Below are 17,066 nucleotides of genomic sequence, written 5' to 3' on the forward strand. Positions count from 1 at the left end.
CTCCTTATCCTTCGATTTGTGCGACATCACCCCAGCCATCATGTTCGGCAGTTGGCAGGATGATGGAGCGAATGTTTACAAGGTGGTTTCTGAATAGTTCATATCTATTGGTTCGGTGCTGCAACTGACCGGCGACAATACCCGGATGAACTTGTAGGGTTGCTGCAAACCCGCGAATGTCACGCTCCGCGAAAACCGGGGCTTTTCTTGCAATGAAGTCAACTAGCCTGTCGCTGGGTACGCAAAACTCTGCTGCCGCATGATTGGCCAGTTGCTCCTCCTCTGGGATATCCGACACAGATGCGGTCTTCTCCATGTCTGTGTCGAGACGAACCTGCCCTTGACCGTGCTCCCTAAGCACATGCTCGATTTCGTGCCGCAGGACGAACCAAAAGTTGTCAATTCGATCAAACCGCAGACTGACACCAACAACGGGCTTCGTCGAATCTAGCCAACAGCAAACGCCGTCAATCCGGGCGGCGGGGAGGGACTCGACGATTACAAATCGAACTCCGGCTTCCATCATGATGCGTGGCACCTTGCTGATGGCGTCAGCAGAAACTAACAATGCTTTCAGTTTTCCGAGTGCCGCCTCAAGCTTATGTTGAGAATATTTCGGCGCGGGGTAGTCGGCAGCTATTTGGCGGACACGATACAGCCATGCCAATTGCGCTGGTGATGCGTCTGAATCAGACGCCGTCTTTTTGGCGGCGTGCGGCAGCACCTCAATCTCATCAATGGATTTCGCCTTGAAGAATGTACAGATAGCACTATCGAGGTTCGGATCCCAAAGGTCGCGTACGCCGGGGAGCCAACCTCGTGAAATCATCTCGGACACCGGTAGGTCGCCAAACACGGTTGCTCGCGTGGTCAGGGCAGGATCAAGCCTGAAAGCAAGCTGCGCCTTCTTCAGTTCAAACGATGCCTGAAGCTTCAGCAGGCTGTCCGCATCCACCGCTAATGCTGCCTGGAGTTGAAGAGCCAACTCATTACTGATTTTCGTTCGACCGTTCATGAATGAACTAACCGTTTTTTCTGATACTCCTAACACCATTGCCAACGCTCGCTGTGACCAACCGCGCTCGCGAAGGCGAGCTTCAATCATTTGGCCGGGAGTCACAAACTCAACTTCTCTCATAAATTGATCCTAGCAGGTAAAATTGAGGAAATCTATGGAAAAGGTGTAACTGAACTTTATGCTTGACTAAAGTGAGGTTTGTCACTTATTGTAAGTGTTATGAATAGGTTGCCCATTGTGAAGCGCGCTCGTATTATCCAGATGCTCGCAGAGGGGAGCAGCCTTCGCGCTACCAGCCGGATGGCGGATGTTTCGATCAACACCGTTACTAAGCTATTGGTAGACGTTGCAGAAGCCGCATATGAGTATCACGATAAGGCTGTGCGAGATGTCCGGTGCAACCGCGTTCAGGCGGATGAAATTTGGTGCTTTGTAGGAGCCAAGGCTAAAAACGTACTTGCATCACGAGAGCGGGAAAGCTGGGGTGATGTTTGGACGTGGGTAGCCCTCGACAGCGATTCGAAACTCTGCGTCAGCTATCTAGTGGGCGGTCGTGACGGCTGGTGGGCTACCGAGTTCATGCGAGACGTGGCAGCGCGTATCAGGGGCCGAGTACAGCTAACTACAGACGGCCATCGCGCCTATTTGAACGCCGTGGAAGATGCGTTTGGCATGGATGTGGACTATGCCCAGCTACAGAAAATATACCGCGCATCAAACGAGCCTGAGAGACGTTACAGCCCAGCCCAGTGTATTGGCTTCGATATGAAGACGGTAAGCGGCCACCCCGATCCTAATCGGGTCACTACGGGCTTCGTAGAGCGTCAGAATCTGACTATGAGAATGTCGATGCGCCGCCTTACATGCGTCACGAATGCTTTCTCAAAAAAGGTGGAGAATCATGCAGCGGCGGTTGCGCTCCACTTCATTCACTACAACTTTGCCCGGATTCACAAGACCCTGAGAATCACCCCTGCAATGGCCGCAGGAATCTCTGACCATGTTTGGAGCCACGAGGAAATCGCGGCTCTAGCAAACTAATGCTGAGGGGCGAAAATAAATGGATACCTATGCACGACTGAACAAATGGCTATTAGCTCAATCCCCACATACCTCTGCATTTCAAGTGGCCTTTGTGCAGATCGAAGAAATACTAGGTTTAATGCTTCCACCGACTGCTCGACGTAATCCGGCATGGTGGGCTAACAATCCAGATCATCACTCGCAAGCTAGGGCCTGGCTGGAAGCTGGGTTTATGGCTGACAATGTCAATCTTGATGCCGAGATGCTAGTTTTTCGGCGCGTCGCAGTTTCACCTAAATGAATTTCAAACTGAGACACCCCTGACTGTTGCAGAGACACCTAAATTCCAACGCAACAAAAGCGGTCGTTTTGATTAAGCAACAGAAGATTACCAAAGTTTCTCATTATGCTGCTGAATAAACAGTAGTTATATTCGCAACGCGTGACCATAACTACCTAGAATCAGACGTATCCATTCTTTTCGTTATATTGCCTGGAAACCTCCCGGAGCCCACACCGTAGCCTCCTGATTTCATGATCGAACGTCCGGATGCGGAGATCACTGAGGATGGAAAAGTCGCAATGCCGTTTCTGCAACTCGCATCAGAGACGTGCGGTTCATCCCCGCTTTTGCAGCAACCCTTATCCCGGCGAGAGTAACCTCGAAGAAATCCGCCAGGGCGTCAATCTCGACATCAGCAGAGAGTTCCCCTTTCATCTGAGCCTGCTTCAACGTCGTCAGCAATGCCCGTCGCAGATCCACCCCTGAACCGCGCATAACTTGCAGAATCTCACGATCCTGCAAGCCAAACTCACAGATCGTGTTGATCCCCATGCACCCATCTGCGCTGGAAAGATCCTTTCTCTTTGCAAATTGCACAAGAGCGTTACGGACATTGCCCAGAGGAGAACCAGGCTTTTGAAGCTCCGCGATGATTGCGGCTGTATTCTCTCTTGAATAGACCGCAAGAGCTTTCAGAAACAGGGCGCGCTTGTCTCCGAAGGTGCCATACATGCTCTGACGGCCAATATTCATGGCCTGCATCAGATCGTCCGTCGAGGTGGCCGCGAATCCCTTTTGCGAAAAGGTGACAATCGCACGACGTAGCGCTTCCTCTTGATTGAACTCCTTTGGGCGTCCCATATCAGGTCAACTCTCATTATGACGCCTTATGCCGCGGAGCCGGAAGCCTAAAGGTTTTTCGTTGCGCATAGACACAACTTCATTATGGATAATATTATCCATAATGAAAGGCGATAGACAAATTCTATGAAGACGGTTCTCATCACGGGAGTGTCCAGCGGGATCGGAGAAGCAGCGGCGCAGCATTTTCTCAGTCGGGGATGGCGTGTAGTGGCCACTGCGCGCAAACTGGAGACACTCGGAGCCTGGAGTCGTTCCGAGAACGTCATTTCCCTTCCTCTCGATGTCACCAGTTCAGATTCTGTTCGGGGTGCAATCGCAGATGTGTTGCAGCGTCTGGGGGCGCTGGACGTTCTCGTTAACAATGCGGGCATTGGTTTGGCAGGCCCGCTGGAGGCAATCCCTCTTTCAGATATGGAGCAGCACTTTCAGACAAATTTCTTTGGTGCAGTACGGGTGATTCAAGAGGTTATGCCCGTCTTTCGCGAGCAAAAACATGGTGTCATCATCAATGTTTCGTCTGTTGCGGGAAGGTTTGGAGTGCCGTTTCTCTCTCCATATTGCGCGGGTAAATTTGCGATCGAGGGCCTAAGCGAGTCGCTCTACTACGAACTGCGCCCCTTCAATATCCGGATCAAGCTCGTGGAGCCCGGCGGTATCAAGACAAAGTTCAGACAAGTATTCGTCCAAGACAGAGCGTATGAACCCGGCTTGGGCGCTGTGAGTAGACGAATGGATCAGGCGTCTGCGGCGGATTCAAAGCTACCCGAACCGGAGAGCGTCGCCAAGACCATCTTTACAGCCGCCAATGATGGTTCTGAGAAACTCCGCTATCCGATTGAGACGCAGGGGGCGTCGAGCCTTAGCCGTATCCTTCCAGAAAGAGCCTGGAGGGGAATAATAAGAAAATCGTTCGGTCTCTCTTGATTAGTGGAGGTTACGGGCGAAGTCAGAAGCCGAGCAAGGTGAAACTAACGTGCCAATGTCATTCGGCTCTGTTATTTCGGCAGTAGCGGATATTCTTGAAGGAGTTGTGTTTGCCGAAAAACATCTTAAGGACATTGTGTGAAGAAAACCCTGCTACCCATTGAAACGGTTGCCGCCAAGCTGGACCTGCCTGAAGAACTCTATGAGAAACGCAGCCCGGTCAGTGCGAAGCTCAGTTTGGACCTGCTGAAAGACGCGCGATTTCGCTGCGACGGAAAGCTGGTGCTGGTGACGGCAACTACGCCAACGGTCTCGGGTGAAGGCAAGACCGTCACATCTATCGGTCTGGTGCAAGGGCTGGAGAAGATTGGTAAGCGCGCGGTGCTTACATCGCGTGAGCCCTCGTTGGGCCCGGTGTTTGGCATGAAGGGCGGCGCGGCTGGCGGCGGGCGCTCGCAGGTAGAGCCTGCGGAGAAGATCAATCTTCACTTCCACGGCGACTTTCATGCGATCACCTCGGCGCACAACCTTCTGGCGGCACTCGTCGATTCGCACATGTTTCATGGCAATGAGCTTGACCTCGACCCGAACGGCATCACGTGGCCGCGCACGCTGGATATGAACGATCGCGCGTTGCGCCACATCACCGTCAGCGTGACGGGAGCGGACAAGAAACAGCGCGATGGCAGCAATCGGCCTAGCGGCTTTCTCATTACGGCGGCTTCGGAGATTATGGCCATCCTGTCGCTTGCTACAGGCCGCGAGGACCTGCGTGCCCGGTTGGCTCGGATTGTGATTGGGCAGGACCGCAAGGGGAATCCAGTGCGTGCAGCAGATCTGAACGCGACTGGCCCGATGATGGCGCTGTTGCACGAAGCGTTGCTGCCGAACCTGGCGCAGACTACCGAAGGTACGCCTGCGATGGTGCATTGCGGGCCGTTCGCAAACATCGCGCACGGCACCAGCTCCGTCATCTCGCAGAAGATGGGAATGCAGATGGCGGACTACGTGGTCAACGAGACTGGCTTCGCATCGGACCTGGGTTTTGAAAAGTACATGGACCTTGTTAGCCCTTTGTCCGGCATCAAGCCTTCCGTCGCAGTGCTGGTAACGACGGTTCAGAGCGTGAAGCAGCAAGGCGAAGGCAACCTCGAGCGAGGGGCCACGAACCTCGAAAAACACATTGCCATTGTGCGCAGCTTTGGACTCCCGGTGGTGGTCGCGATCAATCAATTCCCTGACGACACCGAGGCGGAGCTTGACGCGTTGCGCACGTTCTGCAAAGCACGCGGGGCGGAGTTCGAACTTTCAGAGGCGTATGCAAAGGGCGGAGAAGGTGCGGCGGCGCTGGCGCAGAAGGTCGTCGAGGTGATCGAGGCAAACCCGGATGTCGAGCTGACGACCGCCTACGAGTTGGGCGACCCGGTGATAGAAAAGATCACCAAGGTGGCGCAAAAGGTATACGGTGCCGGATCAATCGAGCTGAGCGAGCGTGCGCAGGAGAACCTCGCCCGCTTCACGCGCTGGGGCTTCGGCGAACTGCCCATCTGTATCGCAAAGACCCAGTACTCGCTCAGCGACGATCCCAAGCAACTGGGCGCGCCGACTGGATGGACGCTTCACGTAACGGACGTTGCACTCTCCGCAGGCGCAGGATTTCTCGTTGTCATCTCGGGCTCAATGATGCTGATGCCGGGATTGCCCAAAGTGTCCCGCGCGATGGGAATCGACGTAGATGAGCACGGCGAAATCACCGGGATGTCGTAAACGTTTGAGGGCGATCGACCTTCATCTTCTCAAGAGTATGTACAGGATAAGCAAAGCCCCACTAGTTCAAATGGGGCTTGCTCTGGGTTATGGGAGAGCGAAGGTGAAGAGATCGTTTCCGGCGGCGATTGCAAAGTACTGCCGTCCGTTAACTGCATAGCTCATCGGAGAGGCGTGCATTGTTTGACCTACATTAAAGTGATAGAGCGGATGACCGGTGCGTCCGTCAACTACTTCAAACTCTTCTGCATCGTCTCCGAATGCAACCAGGCCCGATGCGGTAGACATCACTCCCCCGGAAGAATGTGCGCCACCCGCCTGGGGATTGATCCAGGCGAATTTATCCTTGAACGGGTCGAAGGCCATAAGAAACTTCTTCGCGTTTTCGTTCGGCGGATGCGACGCGCCCGTGGAGTAGTACTCGTGGCCCTGTTCGAAGTCCTCCGTCTTGACCTTGAAGATGGAACAGTCATCGAGGGCAAGGAAGTAGAACAAATGAGTCGTCTCGCTGTAAGTGGGTGAGTACCAGTTGGTTCCACCGCCGTAGCTTGGGCACATGCGTGTACCCTCTGCTGTCGGAACTAAATCCGTGCGGATGGGACGACCGTTGGCGTCAATTCCCTTCGCCCAGTTCTGCTTTTGCGCAAACTGCTTGGACGCAAGATACTTTCCTGTTGTGCGATCGAGAATATAGATAAAACCATTTCGATTGGCCTGGATCAACAGCTTGCGCGGTACACCTTGATAGGTGGCGTCCACGAGCACAGGAGTTTCAGTCGCGTCGTAGTCGTTCAGATCGTGCGGTGAGAACTGAAAGTGCCACTTCAGCTTTCCAGTATCCGGATCGAGCGCCAATACACTGCTGGTGTATAGATTGTCCCCCAGGCGCACTGAGCCATCGAAGTCGGGCGAAGGATTGCTCGTGGGCCAGTAGATGAGATTGAGTTCGGTGTCGTAAGTGCCCGGCAGCCAGGTAGTGGCACCGCCATTCTTCCATGAGTCCTTATATTTTCCAGTCGTCGGCCATGTCTCTGAACCTGGTTGGCCCGGCTCGGGAATGGTCCAGAAACGCCACGCTTCCCTGCCCGTCTTTGCATCGAAGGCTGCTACGAAGCCACGAACACCGTCGTCTCCGCCAGAGGTGCCGACAAGGATCTTATCCTTCACGACGAGCGGCGCACTGGTGGCTCCGTAGTTGCGATTGTCGAAGGCGTAGGGGACATCCCAGATAAGATTGCCGCTTCGCGCGTCGAGGCAAAGCAGGTGGGCGTTGTCGGTCTCCATATAGATGCGCGTGCCGAGTACTGCTACGCCGCGATTGATGTGGCCTGAGGCATCGTCGATGAGCCCTTGTGAGATGGGCCGCTCGTGATGCCATAGGGTCTTGCCGGTGGTTGCGTCCAGTGCGTACGCGTCGTTGGAGCCAGTAACAAACATCACTCCCGCAACAACGACCGGAGTGACCTGGAGGATGCCCGCGTTGCGGCTGTGGAAGACCCACTGCGGGCTGAGGTGGTGAGCATTCTCGGGAGTCACCTGCGTGAGACTGCTATAGCGACGGCCAGTATAGTCGCCGTTATAAGAGGGCCAGTCCTCATCGACGGGCTGCTTCATTAGGTCGGCAGTCGTGACGTTGACGATGCCGTTATGGCTGCTTTGCTTGGGAGTGGAAGACCTAGTCTGGGAGATTAATGGGGAAGATAGAAAAGAAGCGAGTGCCAGTAGCTTGAAAGCAACGTTCACGGACGTACCGCCTTTGCCGGATAGGAAAGATGCCCTTGCACTTTCGTCGGAAGGGTGTAGACAAAATGACCTGCGGTCAGGAAGAGGGTAGAGTTTTTGGCGTCGCCCCATGTCAGGTTGGCAGGTTGATGCGGAAGAAGAACGGTGCCGAGATGTTTACCAGTGGGGCTCCACACCCATACTCCACCCGGGCCAGTTACGTAGAGATCGCCTTTTTTATCCGTCTTCATGCCATCCGGGACGCCATCACTTCCTAGTACATTTTCATCGGCAAAGATCGTTCCATCGCTCAACGCTCCCTTGTGAAAGCGATAGCGTCGAATATTCTTCTGCGCGGTGTCATCTATATAGAGAAACTTACCATCTGGAGAAAATGCCAGGCCGTTCGGCTGCTGGAGGTCTTTCGTCAACAGCGAAATATTACCCTTTGCATCGAGTCGATAAACACCCTGGAATGGAGTCTCCTGCTTTTCGCCCTTTACGAGATCGAGCGTCGGATCGGTGAAGTAAATCGCCCCATCGGGGCCGAGAGTTACATCGTTGGGACTGTTCAGACGTTGCCCGTTGTAGCGATCTACCAGTACGTCGTAGGTCTTCATGTCGGGTGAGAGACGGATGATCGCTCGAAGCACGCTGGCGGTTACGAGCAGGCGATGCTCACGGTCAAAGGTACTGCCATCAGGATCGCCAAGCTGGATCAACTCATCGCGATGTCCATCAGGGTAAATTCGATAGATCCAGTTCTTTGTTTCATCACTTACAAGCAGCGAACCAGTAGGCTCCCATACTGGACCTTCGGTAAAGCCGAAGTCTTTGCCCATAGTGTTGAGCGTTGCGCCGCGATCGAATAGCTTCCAGAAGCCAGGATCTTCGGCTTTTAGTTCGAACCTTGGTTCGGGTGCTTTTTGCTGAGCTGCCAGCGGCAAAGCAAGGAGAAGCGTCATGCAGAAAAGACGTCTCAATTGTTCCTCCGTCGTGCAGGCTTGGCGGGTGCATCTGCAGCCGAAGTTACAAGGTAACTCGCGAGGTCATCCAGCTCCTTCGTTGAAAGGCGGGTGCTATAGTCTCTGGGATGAAGAGAGTGGTCGGTGTGTTTCACGTCTGTCAGCTTCGACTTGTCGAATGTGCGCCAACGACCGTCTTTCGTCTGAACTGTGATCTGGAAGTTATCTTCTGCGCGCGCTACTCCGATAACATGCTCGCCATTCGGAAGCAGCAGATCTACCACCGTCGAGGTAGAAGCCAGAACGGCATCCGGCCTGGTGATGGCGAGTTGAATGGAGTCCTGCGTGATGCCGCCAGCGTAGTCGGTCAGATCGGAGGCTATGTATCCACCTTCGCCCTTCACCATGTGGCACTGCGAACACTCGGCGCGACCGAAGAAAAGCGCACGGCCAGCCGATGGATCACCACTGATCTTCGTGATCGAAGTCTTTCCCTGCAAGATGCGGAGATGAGCAACGACATCCTTCACTATCGGGTCGCCAAGGTATGCGAATCCGGGCATTCCAGAGCCGGGCACGCCTTTCTTCACGATGGATTCCAGGTCATTGTCTGACAGGGCAACGATATTACGCGCAGTTGCGATGTTGGGGGCCCGTTCTCCCCCGCGTCCGTCCGAGCCGTGGCAGCCGGAGCAGTTCGTAGAAAAAGTACGCTCACCCGTCTCAACATGAGATGAGATCAGCGTCGACGGTGATTGTGCATGGTTCGCAAGGCAGGCTACAGAGGCAAGCAAAGCAGCGCAAATAGAGAGTAAAGGGCGATTCAAAGTGCAAACTCCTCGAAGAAGGCCGGACCAGAGATAATACTGGAAGTAAAGCCGGGTGCCATGATCTAGTAAGGGGGTTGTTCTGGGATCGCCTGTCCGTCCGCACGTGGGTCGGAGGCGCCAAAGTTCACTCCTAATGTGTCATCGTGCATCGCGACATTTCCGCGGCCCATCACCATCGAATAACGTGGCACGAGATTGATCTGGTGTCCCTGTAAAGCGAGCTTCTCAAGAACTTCCTTCGGATAGCCATCTTCAATATTCACGCTGCAACCAGAGTTACCCTTATTGAATCGAGCAGCATCCATCGCGGCCTGAATATTCATGTCGAAATCAACGACATTTGCAACAAACTGCGCATGCGCCTGAGCCTGGTTAAAGCCTGACATGATACCGAAGCCGATCGTGACGCCATCCTTTTGCATCATGGCAGGGATGATGGTGTGCAGGGGACGCTTATGGCCTGCCAGGGAATTGGGCTGTCCGGGTTGCATGTAAAAGCCGCTTCCGCGGTTTTGTAGAACAAAGCCGGTGTGCTCAGGAACAAATCCGGAGCCAAAGTTTCCGGCATTGGATTGGATTAGGGAGACTACCATGCCATCACGATCCACTGTGGCTAAGTAGGTCGTGTCACTCTGCAACTTATCGAGTTGCTCCTTACGATCTGAAGGAAGCACCGCACAGTTCGCTTTGTCCGTAATACCGGCTGCGCGTTCTTTCGCTAACTCCTTGGAGATAAGTTTCTGGGTAGGGATATCTTCGACATTCGGATCGCCGACATAGTGCAGCATATCGGCATAGGCCAGTGCCTTGGCTTCCATCTCGATGTGCAATGTTTTGGCCGAGTCATGGCCCCATTCACGTAACGGATATCTTTCCATCACATTCAACATGGACAAGGCTGCAATTCCCTGCGTATTTGGAGGTGTTTCGTAGACGCGCCAGCCGTGGTAGGTCGTGGAGACAGGTTCAATCCACTCCGGCTTGTAATCCGCAAGATCGGACTTAGTCATGAACCCATTGTTCTCTTCAGAGACCTTCACAATAGCGTCCGCAATAGGTCCTCGATAAAAAGCATCCGCCCCCTTTTGTCCAATCATGCGAAGACTATTCGCGATGTCTGGGTTACGAAACATCTGTCCGATTTTCGGATAGGTGCCGCTCGGTAGAAAGACTGAAGTAAAAGCCGGCCGGTCTTTATAGGGCATACCATACTGATCCCAGTTAGCAGAGTCAGTCTCTGTAACGGGAAATCCATTTTCAGCTAGCGCAATGGCTGGCGCCAGATCAACAGAAAGCGGTAGTTTGCCAAATCTCTTATGCAGTGCCTCCCATCCCGCGACGGCACCAGGAACGGTAATGGCGTAGATACCGTCTCCATTCATAGTAGTGATGCCTTTGGCCTTCATTGCATCAATGGTCTCATTCTTCGGAGACCACCCACTGGCATTGATGGCATAGGTCTTCTTTTGCTTAGGATCCCAGATGATCGCAAAGAGATCGCCACCAATGCCATTCATCATCGGTTCAATCACGCCAAGTGCTGCATTAGCCGCTATAGCTGCGTCGACCGCATTACCTCCTTTAGCCAGAATGCTTGCACTGGCTTGCGAAGCAAGCGTCTGCAGAGTCGCGGCGATTCCATACTTGTTAATCGTCATGGAGAAAGCGTTGTCGCGTGAGGGCTCGTGAGGGTGCTTGCGTGAGTCACGAATAAAGCCACCGGCACCATTGGGTGCGGGAGCTCCTGCCGTTGGTGCAGAGTTAAACTGCGCATTTGCTAATGGAGCAATGGCCAGATATGCGAGAGAAACAAAGCCGACCAAGCGAAGACAACGAAAAAACATGCTGTCAAAACTCCTTTTAAAAATTGAATAAGCGTGACGTAGATCATGTTTAGCTAGGAGTCTGCACTAGCTTGAACACGCAGGACTAAAGCTCTCACCTGACAAGATTCAGCACGTCGCTGGAGGCTGGAAACAGCTCAGGTATTAGATATCTTTTAGCGTAACGTGTTCCCGATTCCATATCATTTGCTAAAACGGTGCATAGGTGGAATGTCCTATGTTTGCGTATTTATTTAGAGTGTTCACATCTATTGCATCCGTGGCTTGACTGCCAGCCATAATGCGAATAGGACATATGTCCGTAGACGCTGCGATCACACTATTGCTAGTCTCGCGTAAATCTTCATAGCTATAAGTTTTGTTTCGTCAGTACCCTCTGTTTAGAGGACAATACTGGACTTTTACGGCCCAGCTTTCTTGCTTGAAAATGTCTTTGATTTCCTTGCGATCTAAAAAGGTAGCCCATCCAGACACGCATAACGGGAGTCACCTTTAGGGTTTAGACGGATAGTAAAGGTTATTACGGCTTTACTGCTTTTGATGTTGGTTCATACACGGTTACAGTAACTCTTAGCGGCTTTCAAACTGAGAAAATCAATCACATTTAAAATAGATGCAAACTCATCGGTCCGAAATGACATAGCTCTCCGGATGGGAAGTGTCAGTGAGACCGAGCAGGTAACAAGCAACCCAGTACAGATAGAGATGCAGGGCACGCATTTCAGGAGATTGTCGAGGTCCACGTCCGACGCCTTGAGGCTGAAGGCCTCGTTGATGCGACAGCCCCTATCCAGCAACAAGAGCGCGCGCAAGTGCAATCGCTGCCGTTAGAAGTTCTTTTCGGGAGGCCACGCACGATAAACTGGACTTGAGGTTCGGACAGCGTAGGGAGGATATTCTGCGGCTCTTTCAGTTGTTGCATACGTGAGTGGGTGCATCCCGAGCCGCACTTGCGCTCCCAGCCGCTCGCCCAATGCAGGTAGGCGTTGATTGCCCGAATGGCGACGTTGTAGCTGGTCTCTTTCAAACCTTTCTCGCGCATCCGCATCACGTTTGCTTCAATTGTAGCTTCGCTTCGTCTTAGGCGGGCGAGTCGGACGGAAGCCATTTAAAGGCGTGGGGGTATCAGCGGACGGTATTGTCCGAAACGTTGTGCAGGTATCGTCTTTCTCTTGTAAACTCTATAAAGTGGCTCAACGGGAAACCTCCTAAGCGTGTTACCTTCTTGGGAGTCGTTTCGTGTAAGCTGTTGATAATGAGGAGAGATGGCCGAGTGGCTGAAGGCGCACGCTTGGAAAGCGTGTATACCGCAAGGTATCCAGGGTTCGAATCCCTGTCTCTCCGCCATCACCTAGTAACCAATTTTAAATTTAACAACTTGCGGAAAACTTCAATAGCTTACTACCAGAAGTTGCTACCAGTTTTGCGGAAGTGGTTGCGTCATAATCGCCGGTATTAGCCCCAAGAGGGCTTTACATGAAGTCACCGGTTCAGCTATATCTGTGCATCCGACTCCCTGACGGATCCCACCCCTATCTGAAGGCCACATATGCGGCCAACGGTTGCCTTCGGCCCAACCACGCAATCCATCGAGGTCGCGCCACTGAGTTTTCAGGCTCGATCTACTGCCTCCGCTATGCCAATAACAGCAAGCGAGTATGAGAGCCTGTCGGGCCTGATGGCTCGATAGCACTAGCCAAGCTCCACCAAAAGACACTAGATCTCCAGAGCGGGAGTGAGCAGCCAGAGATTCCAAACTCGGGAGTACCACCCGATGTTCCTATCCCCTCAGCAGAATCACCAGAACCCGCAACTTCGCCGAACAAAAAGCTGCTGAATGAGGCCATCTCCGAATATCTCCTGGAGATGAAGCAACACCGGTCGCACAAGACCTATCGCGCCTATAGAAAGACTCTCCACCTCTTTAGTCCGGCGTCCGACAAGACTGGCAAATCTTCCCCGAAAATTTGCTGATCGCTCGTTGGATCAACTCATCCGAACGGACATCATCGAGCCCATCGAGTTTCTGAGGAAGCGGGGAAACTCACCACGAACCATCCGCAACCGTGTCGATTACCTCCAGATTTTCCTGCATCATTTTGGCCTGACATCCCTCCTCAAAGGGAAAGACCTACCCAAATACACCGAAAAGAAGGTCCGGGCCTATAGTGGCGACCAGTTGGCTAAGCTTTTCGAACACGCCACTCAGGACGAGTCAGACCTTCTGCACTTTTTCCTTTGTACTGGTACGAGAGACCAAGACCCCTAAGGACGAGGAGGAAGGGGGAGTCACGGTGCTGGGATCGATAGTTGATGAGTCTGGCGGAAAATTACGGTAGAGTGCGATATCGTGGAACAGTCACTCGAGCGCTTCACGTCGTCCATGAAACCAGCCAATCCGTTTAGGTGAAAATATGCTCTCGCCTTTTCTTTCGATTCGCGCAGCACGGGTTGCCGCTTTTGTCATAATCGCCGTAGCCGCCTCCATTTTCGTCGCGCAGCGTGCATGGGCCCTGGGTCAAGAGCGTTACGTCCAATTCTCGTCGGCCCCCGGCAGTTTCACCATCGTCAACGCGAACACAACGGCGACGATCTACGTTGATCCGAAGGATTGGCCAGGTGTCTTCCGAGCCGCCAACGATCTCTCCAATGACATCAAAGACATCACCGGCAAGACGCCCAGGGTCATCTCCAGCGCCAAAGTTACTGATCGTAACGTCATCATCATTGGTACCGTCGGGAGGAGCGAGATCATCGACCGGCTGGTCGCTGCGCACAAGATCGATGTCTCGGCCATCCGGGACAAATGGGAGTCGTATTTCACACAGGTGGTTCGGAACCCTCTGCCGGGGGTTGATTCGGCCCTGGTCATCTGCGGCTCCGACAAACGCGGCTCCATCTACGGTGTCTACGATCTCTCGGAAGAGTCCGGCCAGTCGCCCTGGTATTACTGGGCCGATGTGCCTGCCAAGAAACATGCCGAGCTCCACGTGAAGGCGGGCAAGTTCTTGGTGGGAGAGCCCTCCGTTAAGTATCGCGGCATCTTTTTCAACGATGAAGCCCCATCCCTATCCGGCTACATCCACGCCAAATACGGTGATGTCCCGCAGAACAGTGACCCTGCCAAGGGGGCCATCATACCTGCCGGTGTCGCCAACTACGGTCACGAGTTCTACTCGCACGTCTTCGAGCTGCTGCTTCGATGCAAGGGGAATTATCTTTGGCCAGCCATGTGGAACAACGCGTTCAACGAAGACGACCCGGCGGACGCAGCCACGGCCGATATGTTTGGTATCGTCATGGGCACCAGCCACCAGGAGCCCATGCTTCGCGCCCAGAAGGAATGGGACCGCCTGCCCCGCTCCGTGACCGGAGGATCATGGAACTATGCAACGCACTCCGACGTGCTGGACCGATTCTGGCGAGACGGCCTTACCCGGAACAAGAACTACGAAAGCATCATCACCATGGGCCTGCGCGGCGAGAACGACTCCGCCATGGTCCAGGGCACGGATCAGGCCATTGATCTCCTCAACAAAATTATCCCCGCCCAGCGCAAGATTATCGGTGAGGCCATCAATCCCGATGTCAGCAAGGTTCCGCAGATGTGGAATCTTTACAAGGAGGTCCAGAACTACTACGAGACCGGACGCCTGCACGCTCCAGACGACATCACCCTTCTCTGGGCCGAAGACAACAACGGGAACATTCGCCGTCTCCCCACCGACGAGGAACGCAAACGTTCGGGTGGCGCCGGTATCTACTATCACTTCGACTACCACGGCGGACCTACCGATTACCGCTGGGTCAACACCAGCCCTATCTCCCGCGTCTGGGATCAGATGTCGCTGGCCAAACAGTACAGTGCCGATCGGATATGGATCGTCAATGTCGGCAAGTTCAAGAATATTGAATTTGCCATCGATTATTTTCTCAACCTCGGCTGGAATTCGAACAGGTGGACCAACGACACCATGCGCGAATACACGCGCCTATGGGCTACACGCGAGTTCGGCTCCGAGCACGCCAGCGAAATCGCCGACATCATGACGCTTTATACGAAGTTCAACGGACGGCGCAAGCCGGAACGTCTGGCCACCAGCACCTACAGCGTGGCGAACTATAACGAGGCTGAGACGGTCGCCAACGATTACAACGCACTGGCCTCCAGGGCAGAAGCACTCTCCAGGCTCTTGCCGAAAGACCAGCAGGACGCCTTCTACGAACTGGTGCTCTTCCCCGTCAAAGCCTGCGCCAACCTCACCGAAATGTATGTCGCTGGCGCGAAGAACGAGCTTTACGCCCAGCAGGGTCGCATCAGTGCCAACGACTTCGCCGATATGGCCCGCAGAGACTATGCCAACGACGCCGCGCTGATGAAGCACTACAACACGGAGTTTGCCGGTGGCAAGTGGGATCACTTTCAGGACGACGTCCACATCGGCTATACCAGCTGGGCCGAACCCCGTGCTCCCAGCATGGCGCAGATTCATCTCACCTCGGTGCCTATTGCGAACACTCCGGCACTCGGCGTCGCCGTTGAGAACTCCGCTGCCGCGTGGCCTGGCGGTGAGGGGGAACCCATCCTGCCCAGGTTCAACTCTATCGCCCAGCAGCGGCGCTATATCGACGTGTTCAATCGTGGCACCGGCGCGGTCCAATATACCGCCACGCCCAGTGATCCATGGATCGTTCTATCTGCCGTTCGAGGTTCTGTAGCGAAGGAGGAACGCCTCTGGGTCAGCATTGACTGGTCGAAGGCTCCTCAAGGCGCCGCCTTTGGCAGCGTGAAGATTGCACATGGCGACACGGCGGTGAACGTCAAAGTTGACGCCATCTCTGCTGCCGACGTCACCCGCGATACGCTCACCGGTTTTGTCGAAGATGGCGGCGTCGTTTCCATCGAGCCCGAACACTACACAAGCAAGGCCGACATGGGCGACCTGAAATGGATCAGAGTCGAGGACTACGGCCGGACTCTCTCTGCCATGCGCGGGCAGGGGCCGGTGGATTTTGGTCCTTTGTCGCCTCCTCAAGAATCGCCCCGCCTGGAGTACAAGACCTACTTCTTCACCTCCGGGGAGGCGACTGTCTACAACGTTCTCGCCCCCAATCTTGCGTTCATCCCTGGTCGCGATCTGCGCTTTGCCGTCTCCATTGACGATCAGACGCCTGCGATGGTGACGGGGGTACCGACGACCATTGTTGCCGCTGCCTCACCGCGGGACGGCAATGAGTGGGAGAAGAACGTGAAGGACGAAGCTCGCATCGTCTCCGCCAAAGTCCAGATTCCCTCCTCTGGCTACCACACGCTTAAGGTATGGATGGTCGATCCGGGTATCACCCTGCAGAAGATTTTCATGGACCTTGGCGGACTTAAGCCGTCGTACCTCGGGCCTCCTGAGAGTTACTACAAACCGTTGCGTCTGTCGCAAGCCAAACCCAGTCAGAGATGATGCTTGGTGGTGGCCTTTGCAGTGGCGGCGCCAGGCCCAGTAACTTCGGTGGGAGATTGGTCTATAGCCCGCGGTAGAGATGTTTGGAGAGGACGACAGCGTCTCCCCGGGGTTCTTGGATCGGTGCCGAAGTTGAGAAGCCTTTGCGTAGCTAGGTGTTAGCGGTGATGGCCTCGTTACGTCATTCCGTTACATAGGACGGCAACGGGCCGGGCGTAGCCGAGCAAGGTGAGGGCACGGCGTTCGAAGCCACAGGTCTTTGACGAGAGTGTGACGCAATTTAGATCGGTAAGCGCTACTCATTGACACGTTCCGTAGGGCGTCCAAATCGCTGAAAGCGGATCAGCTTCGACTGAATGATGGGGCTCAA

Annotated in this window: 11 protein-coding genes and 1 tRNA gene; 6 read left to right on the forward strand and 6 right to left on the reverse strand. The window is 54.1% G+C overall.

The genetic code is table 11. The annotated features are described in order from the left end of the window. Nucleotides 1–4 precede the first annotated feature (4 nt). The gene (locus FTO74_RS09110; RefSeq protein ID WP_162537863.1) at nucleotides 5–1,138 is read right to left on the reverse strand and encodes a HigA family addiction module antitoxin; all 1,134 of its coding nucleotides are present in this window, start codon (nucleotides 1,136–1,138) and stop codon (nucleotides 5–7) included. Nucleotides 1,139–1,237: 99 nt separating this feature from the next. On the opposite strand from FTO74_RS09110, the gene FTO74_RS09115 reads away from it, so the two are divergent. Continuing rightward, nucleotides 1,238–2,059, forward strand: coding sequence for an IS1 family transposase (locus tag FTO74_RS09115; protein ID WP_162537864.1), 822 nt, complete (start codon nucleotides 1,238–1,240; stop codon nucleotides 2,057–2,059). Nucleotides 2,060–2,078: 19 nt separating this feature from the next. Then, on the forward strand, nucleotides 2,079–2,342 hold the full coding sequence (locus FTO74_RS09120; RefSeq protein WP_162537865.1) for a hypothetical protein: 264 nt from the start codon (nucleotides 2,079–2,081) through the stop codon (nucleotides 2,340–2,342). A 258-nt stretch (nucleotides 2,343–2,600) separates the two neighbouring features. Here FTO74_RS09120 and FTO74_RS09125 read toward each other — a convergent pair whose 3' ends face one another. Then, nucleotides 2,601–3,185 (reverse strand): TetR/AcrR family transcriptional regulator, encoded by a 585-nt coding sequence (locus FTO74_RS09125; protein ID WP_162537866.1) that lies wholly within the window; start codon nucleotides 3,183–3,185, stop codon nucleotides 2,601–2,603. A 126-nt stretch (nucleotides 3,186–3,311) separates the two neighbouring features. Between FTO74_RS09125 and FTO74_RS09130 the strand changes: the two genes are divergently transcribed. Both FTO74_RS09130 and FTO74_RS09135 read left to right on the forward strand, forming a co-directional pair. Continuing rightward, the gene (locus FTO74_RS09130; RefSeq protein WP_162537867.1) at nucleotides 3,312–4,112 is read left to right on the forward strand and encodes an SDR family oxidoreductase; all 801 of its coding nucleotides are present in this window, start codon (nucleotides 3,312–3,314) and stop codon (nucleotides 4,110–4,112) included. A gap of 138 nt (nucleotides 4,113–4,250) precedes the next feature. Then, nucleotides 4,251–5,879, forward strand: a complete 1,629-nt coding sequence (locus FTO74_RS09135) for a formate--tetrahydrofolate ligase (RefSeq protein ID WP_162537868.1) — start codon at nucleotides 4,251–4,253, stop codon at nucleotides 5,877–5,879. A gap of 87 nt (nucleotides 5,880–5,966) precedes the next feature. Here the strand turns inward: FTO74_RS09135 and FTO74_RS09140 are convergent, their stop codons facing one another. The 4 genes from FTO74_RS09140 to ggt form a co-directional block, all read right to left on the reverse strand. Then, the gene (locus FTO74_RS09140) at nucleotides 5,967–7,493 is read right to left on the reverse strand and encodes a PQQ-binding-like beta-propeller repeat protein (protein ID WP_255462591.1); all 1,527 of its coding nucleotides are present in this window, start codon (nucleotides 7,491–7,493) and stop codon (nucleotides 5,967–5,969) included. A gap of 125 nt (nucleotides 7,494–7,618) precedes the next feature. Further along, nucleotides 7,619–8,566, reverse strand: a complete 948-nt coding sequence (locus FTO74_RS09145; RefSeq protein WP_162537870.1) for an SMP-30/gluconolactonase/LRE family protein — start codon at nucleotides 8,564–8,566, stop codon at nucleotides 7,619–7,621. A 14-nt stretch (nucleotides 8,567–8,580) separates the two neighbouring features. Beyond that, the gene (locus FTO74_RS09150) at nucleotides 8,581–9,393 is read right to left on the reverse strand and encodes a c-type cytochrome (protein WP_162537871.1); all 813 of its coding nucleotides are present in this window, start codon (nucleotides 9,391–9,393) and stop codon (nucleotides 8,581–8,583) included. Between the two features lie 65 nt (nucleotides 9,394–9,458). After that, nucleotides 9,459–11,240, reverse strand: coding sequence for a gamma-glutamyltransferase (gene ggt, locus FTO74_RS09155; protein WP_162537872.1), 1,782 nt, complete (start codon nucleotides 11,238–11,240; stop codon nucleotides 9,459–9,461). A 1,259-nt stretch (nucleotides 11,241–12,499) separates the two neighbouring features. On the opposite strand from ggt, the gene FTO74_RS09160 reads away from it, so the two are divergent. Continuing rightward, nucleotides 12,500–12,587, forward strand: a tRNA-Ser gene (locus tag FTO74_RS09160). 1,067 nt (nucleotides 12,588–13,654) lie between these two features. Continuing rightward, entirely contained in the window at nucleotides 13,655–16,696 is a 3,042-nt protein-coding gene (locus FTO74_RS09165) for a glycosyl hydrolase 115 family protein (protein ID WP_162537873.1), read from the forward strand. Nucleotides 16,697–17,066 lie beyond the last annotated feature (370 nt).

The sequence above is a fragment of the Granulicella sp. WH15 genome, from assembly GCF_009914315.1.
In the GTDB taxonomy this organism is placed as follows: Bacteria; Acidobacteriota; Terriglobia; order Terriglobales; family Acidobacteriaceae; genus Edaphobacter.

Excerpts from the sequence above, each read along its gene's own strand:
- FTO74_RS09125 (WP_162537866.1), bottom strand. The coding sequence starts at position 3,185 with ATGGGACGCCCAAAGGAGTTCAATCAAGAGGAAGCGCTACGTCGTGCG.
- FTO74_RS09130 (WP_162537867.1), top strand. The coding sequence starts at position 3,312 with ATGAAGACGGTTCTCATCACGGGAGTGTCCAGCGGGATCGGAGAAGCA.
- FTO74_RS09165 (WP_162537873.1), top strand. The coding sequence starts at position 13,655 with ATGCTCTCGCCTTTTCTTTCGATTCGCGCAGCACGGGTTGCCGCTTTT.
- FTO74_RS09115 (WP_162537864.1), top strand. The coding sequence starts at position 1,238 with ATGAATAGGTTGCCCATTGTGAAGCGCGCTCGTATTATCCAGATGCTC.
- ggt (WP_162537872.1), bottom strand. The coding sequence starts at position 11,240 with ATGTTTTTTCGTTGTCTTCGCTTGGTCGGCTTTGTTTCTCTCGCATAT.
- FTO74_RS09120 (WP_162537865.1), top strand. The coding sequence starts at position 2,079 with ATGGATACCTATGCACGACTGAACAAATGGCTATTAGCTCAATCCCCA.
- FTO74_RS09110 (WP_162537863.1), bottom strand. The coding sequence starts at position 1,138 with ATGAGAGAAGTTGAGTTTGTGACTCCCGGCCAAATGATTGAAGCTCGC.
- FTO74_RS09145 (WP_162537870.1), bottom strand. The coding sequence starts at position 8,566 with ATGACGCTTCTCCTTGCTTTGCCGCTGGCAGCTCAGCAAAAAGCACCC.
- FTO74_RS09140 (WP_255462591.1), bottom strand. The coding sequence starts at position 7,493 with ATGAAGCAGCCCGTCGATGAGGACTGGCCCTCTTATAACGGCGACTAT.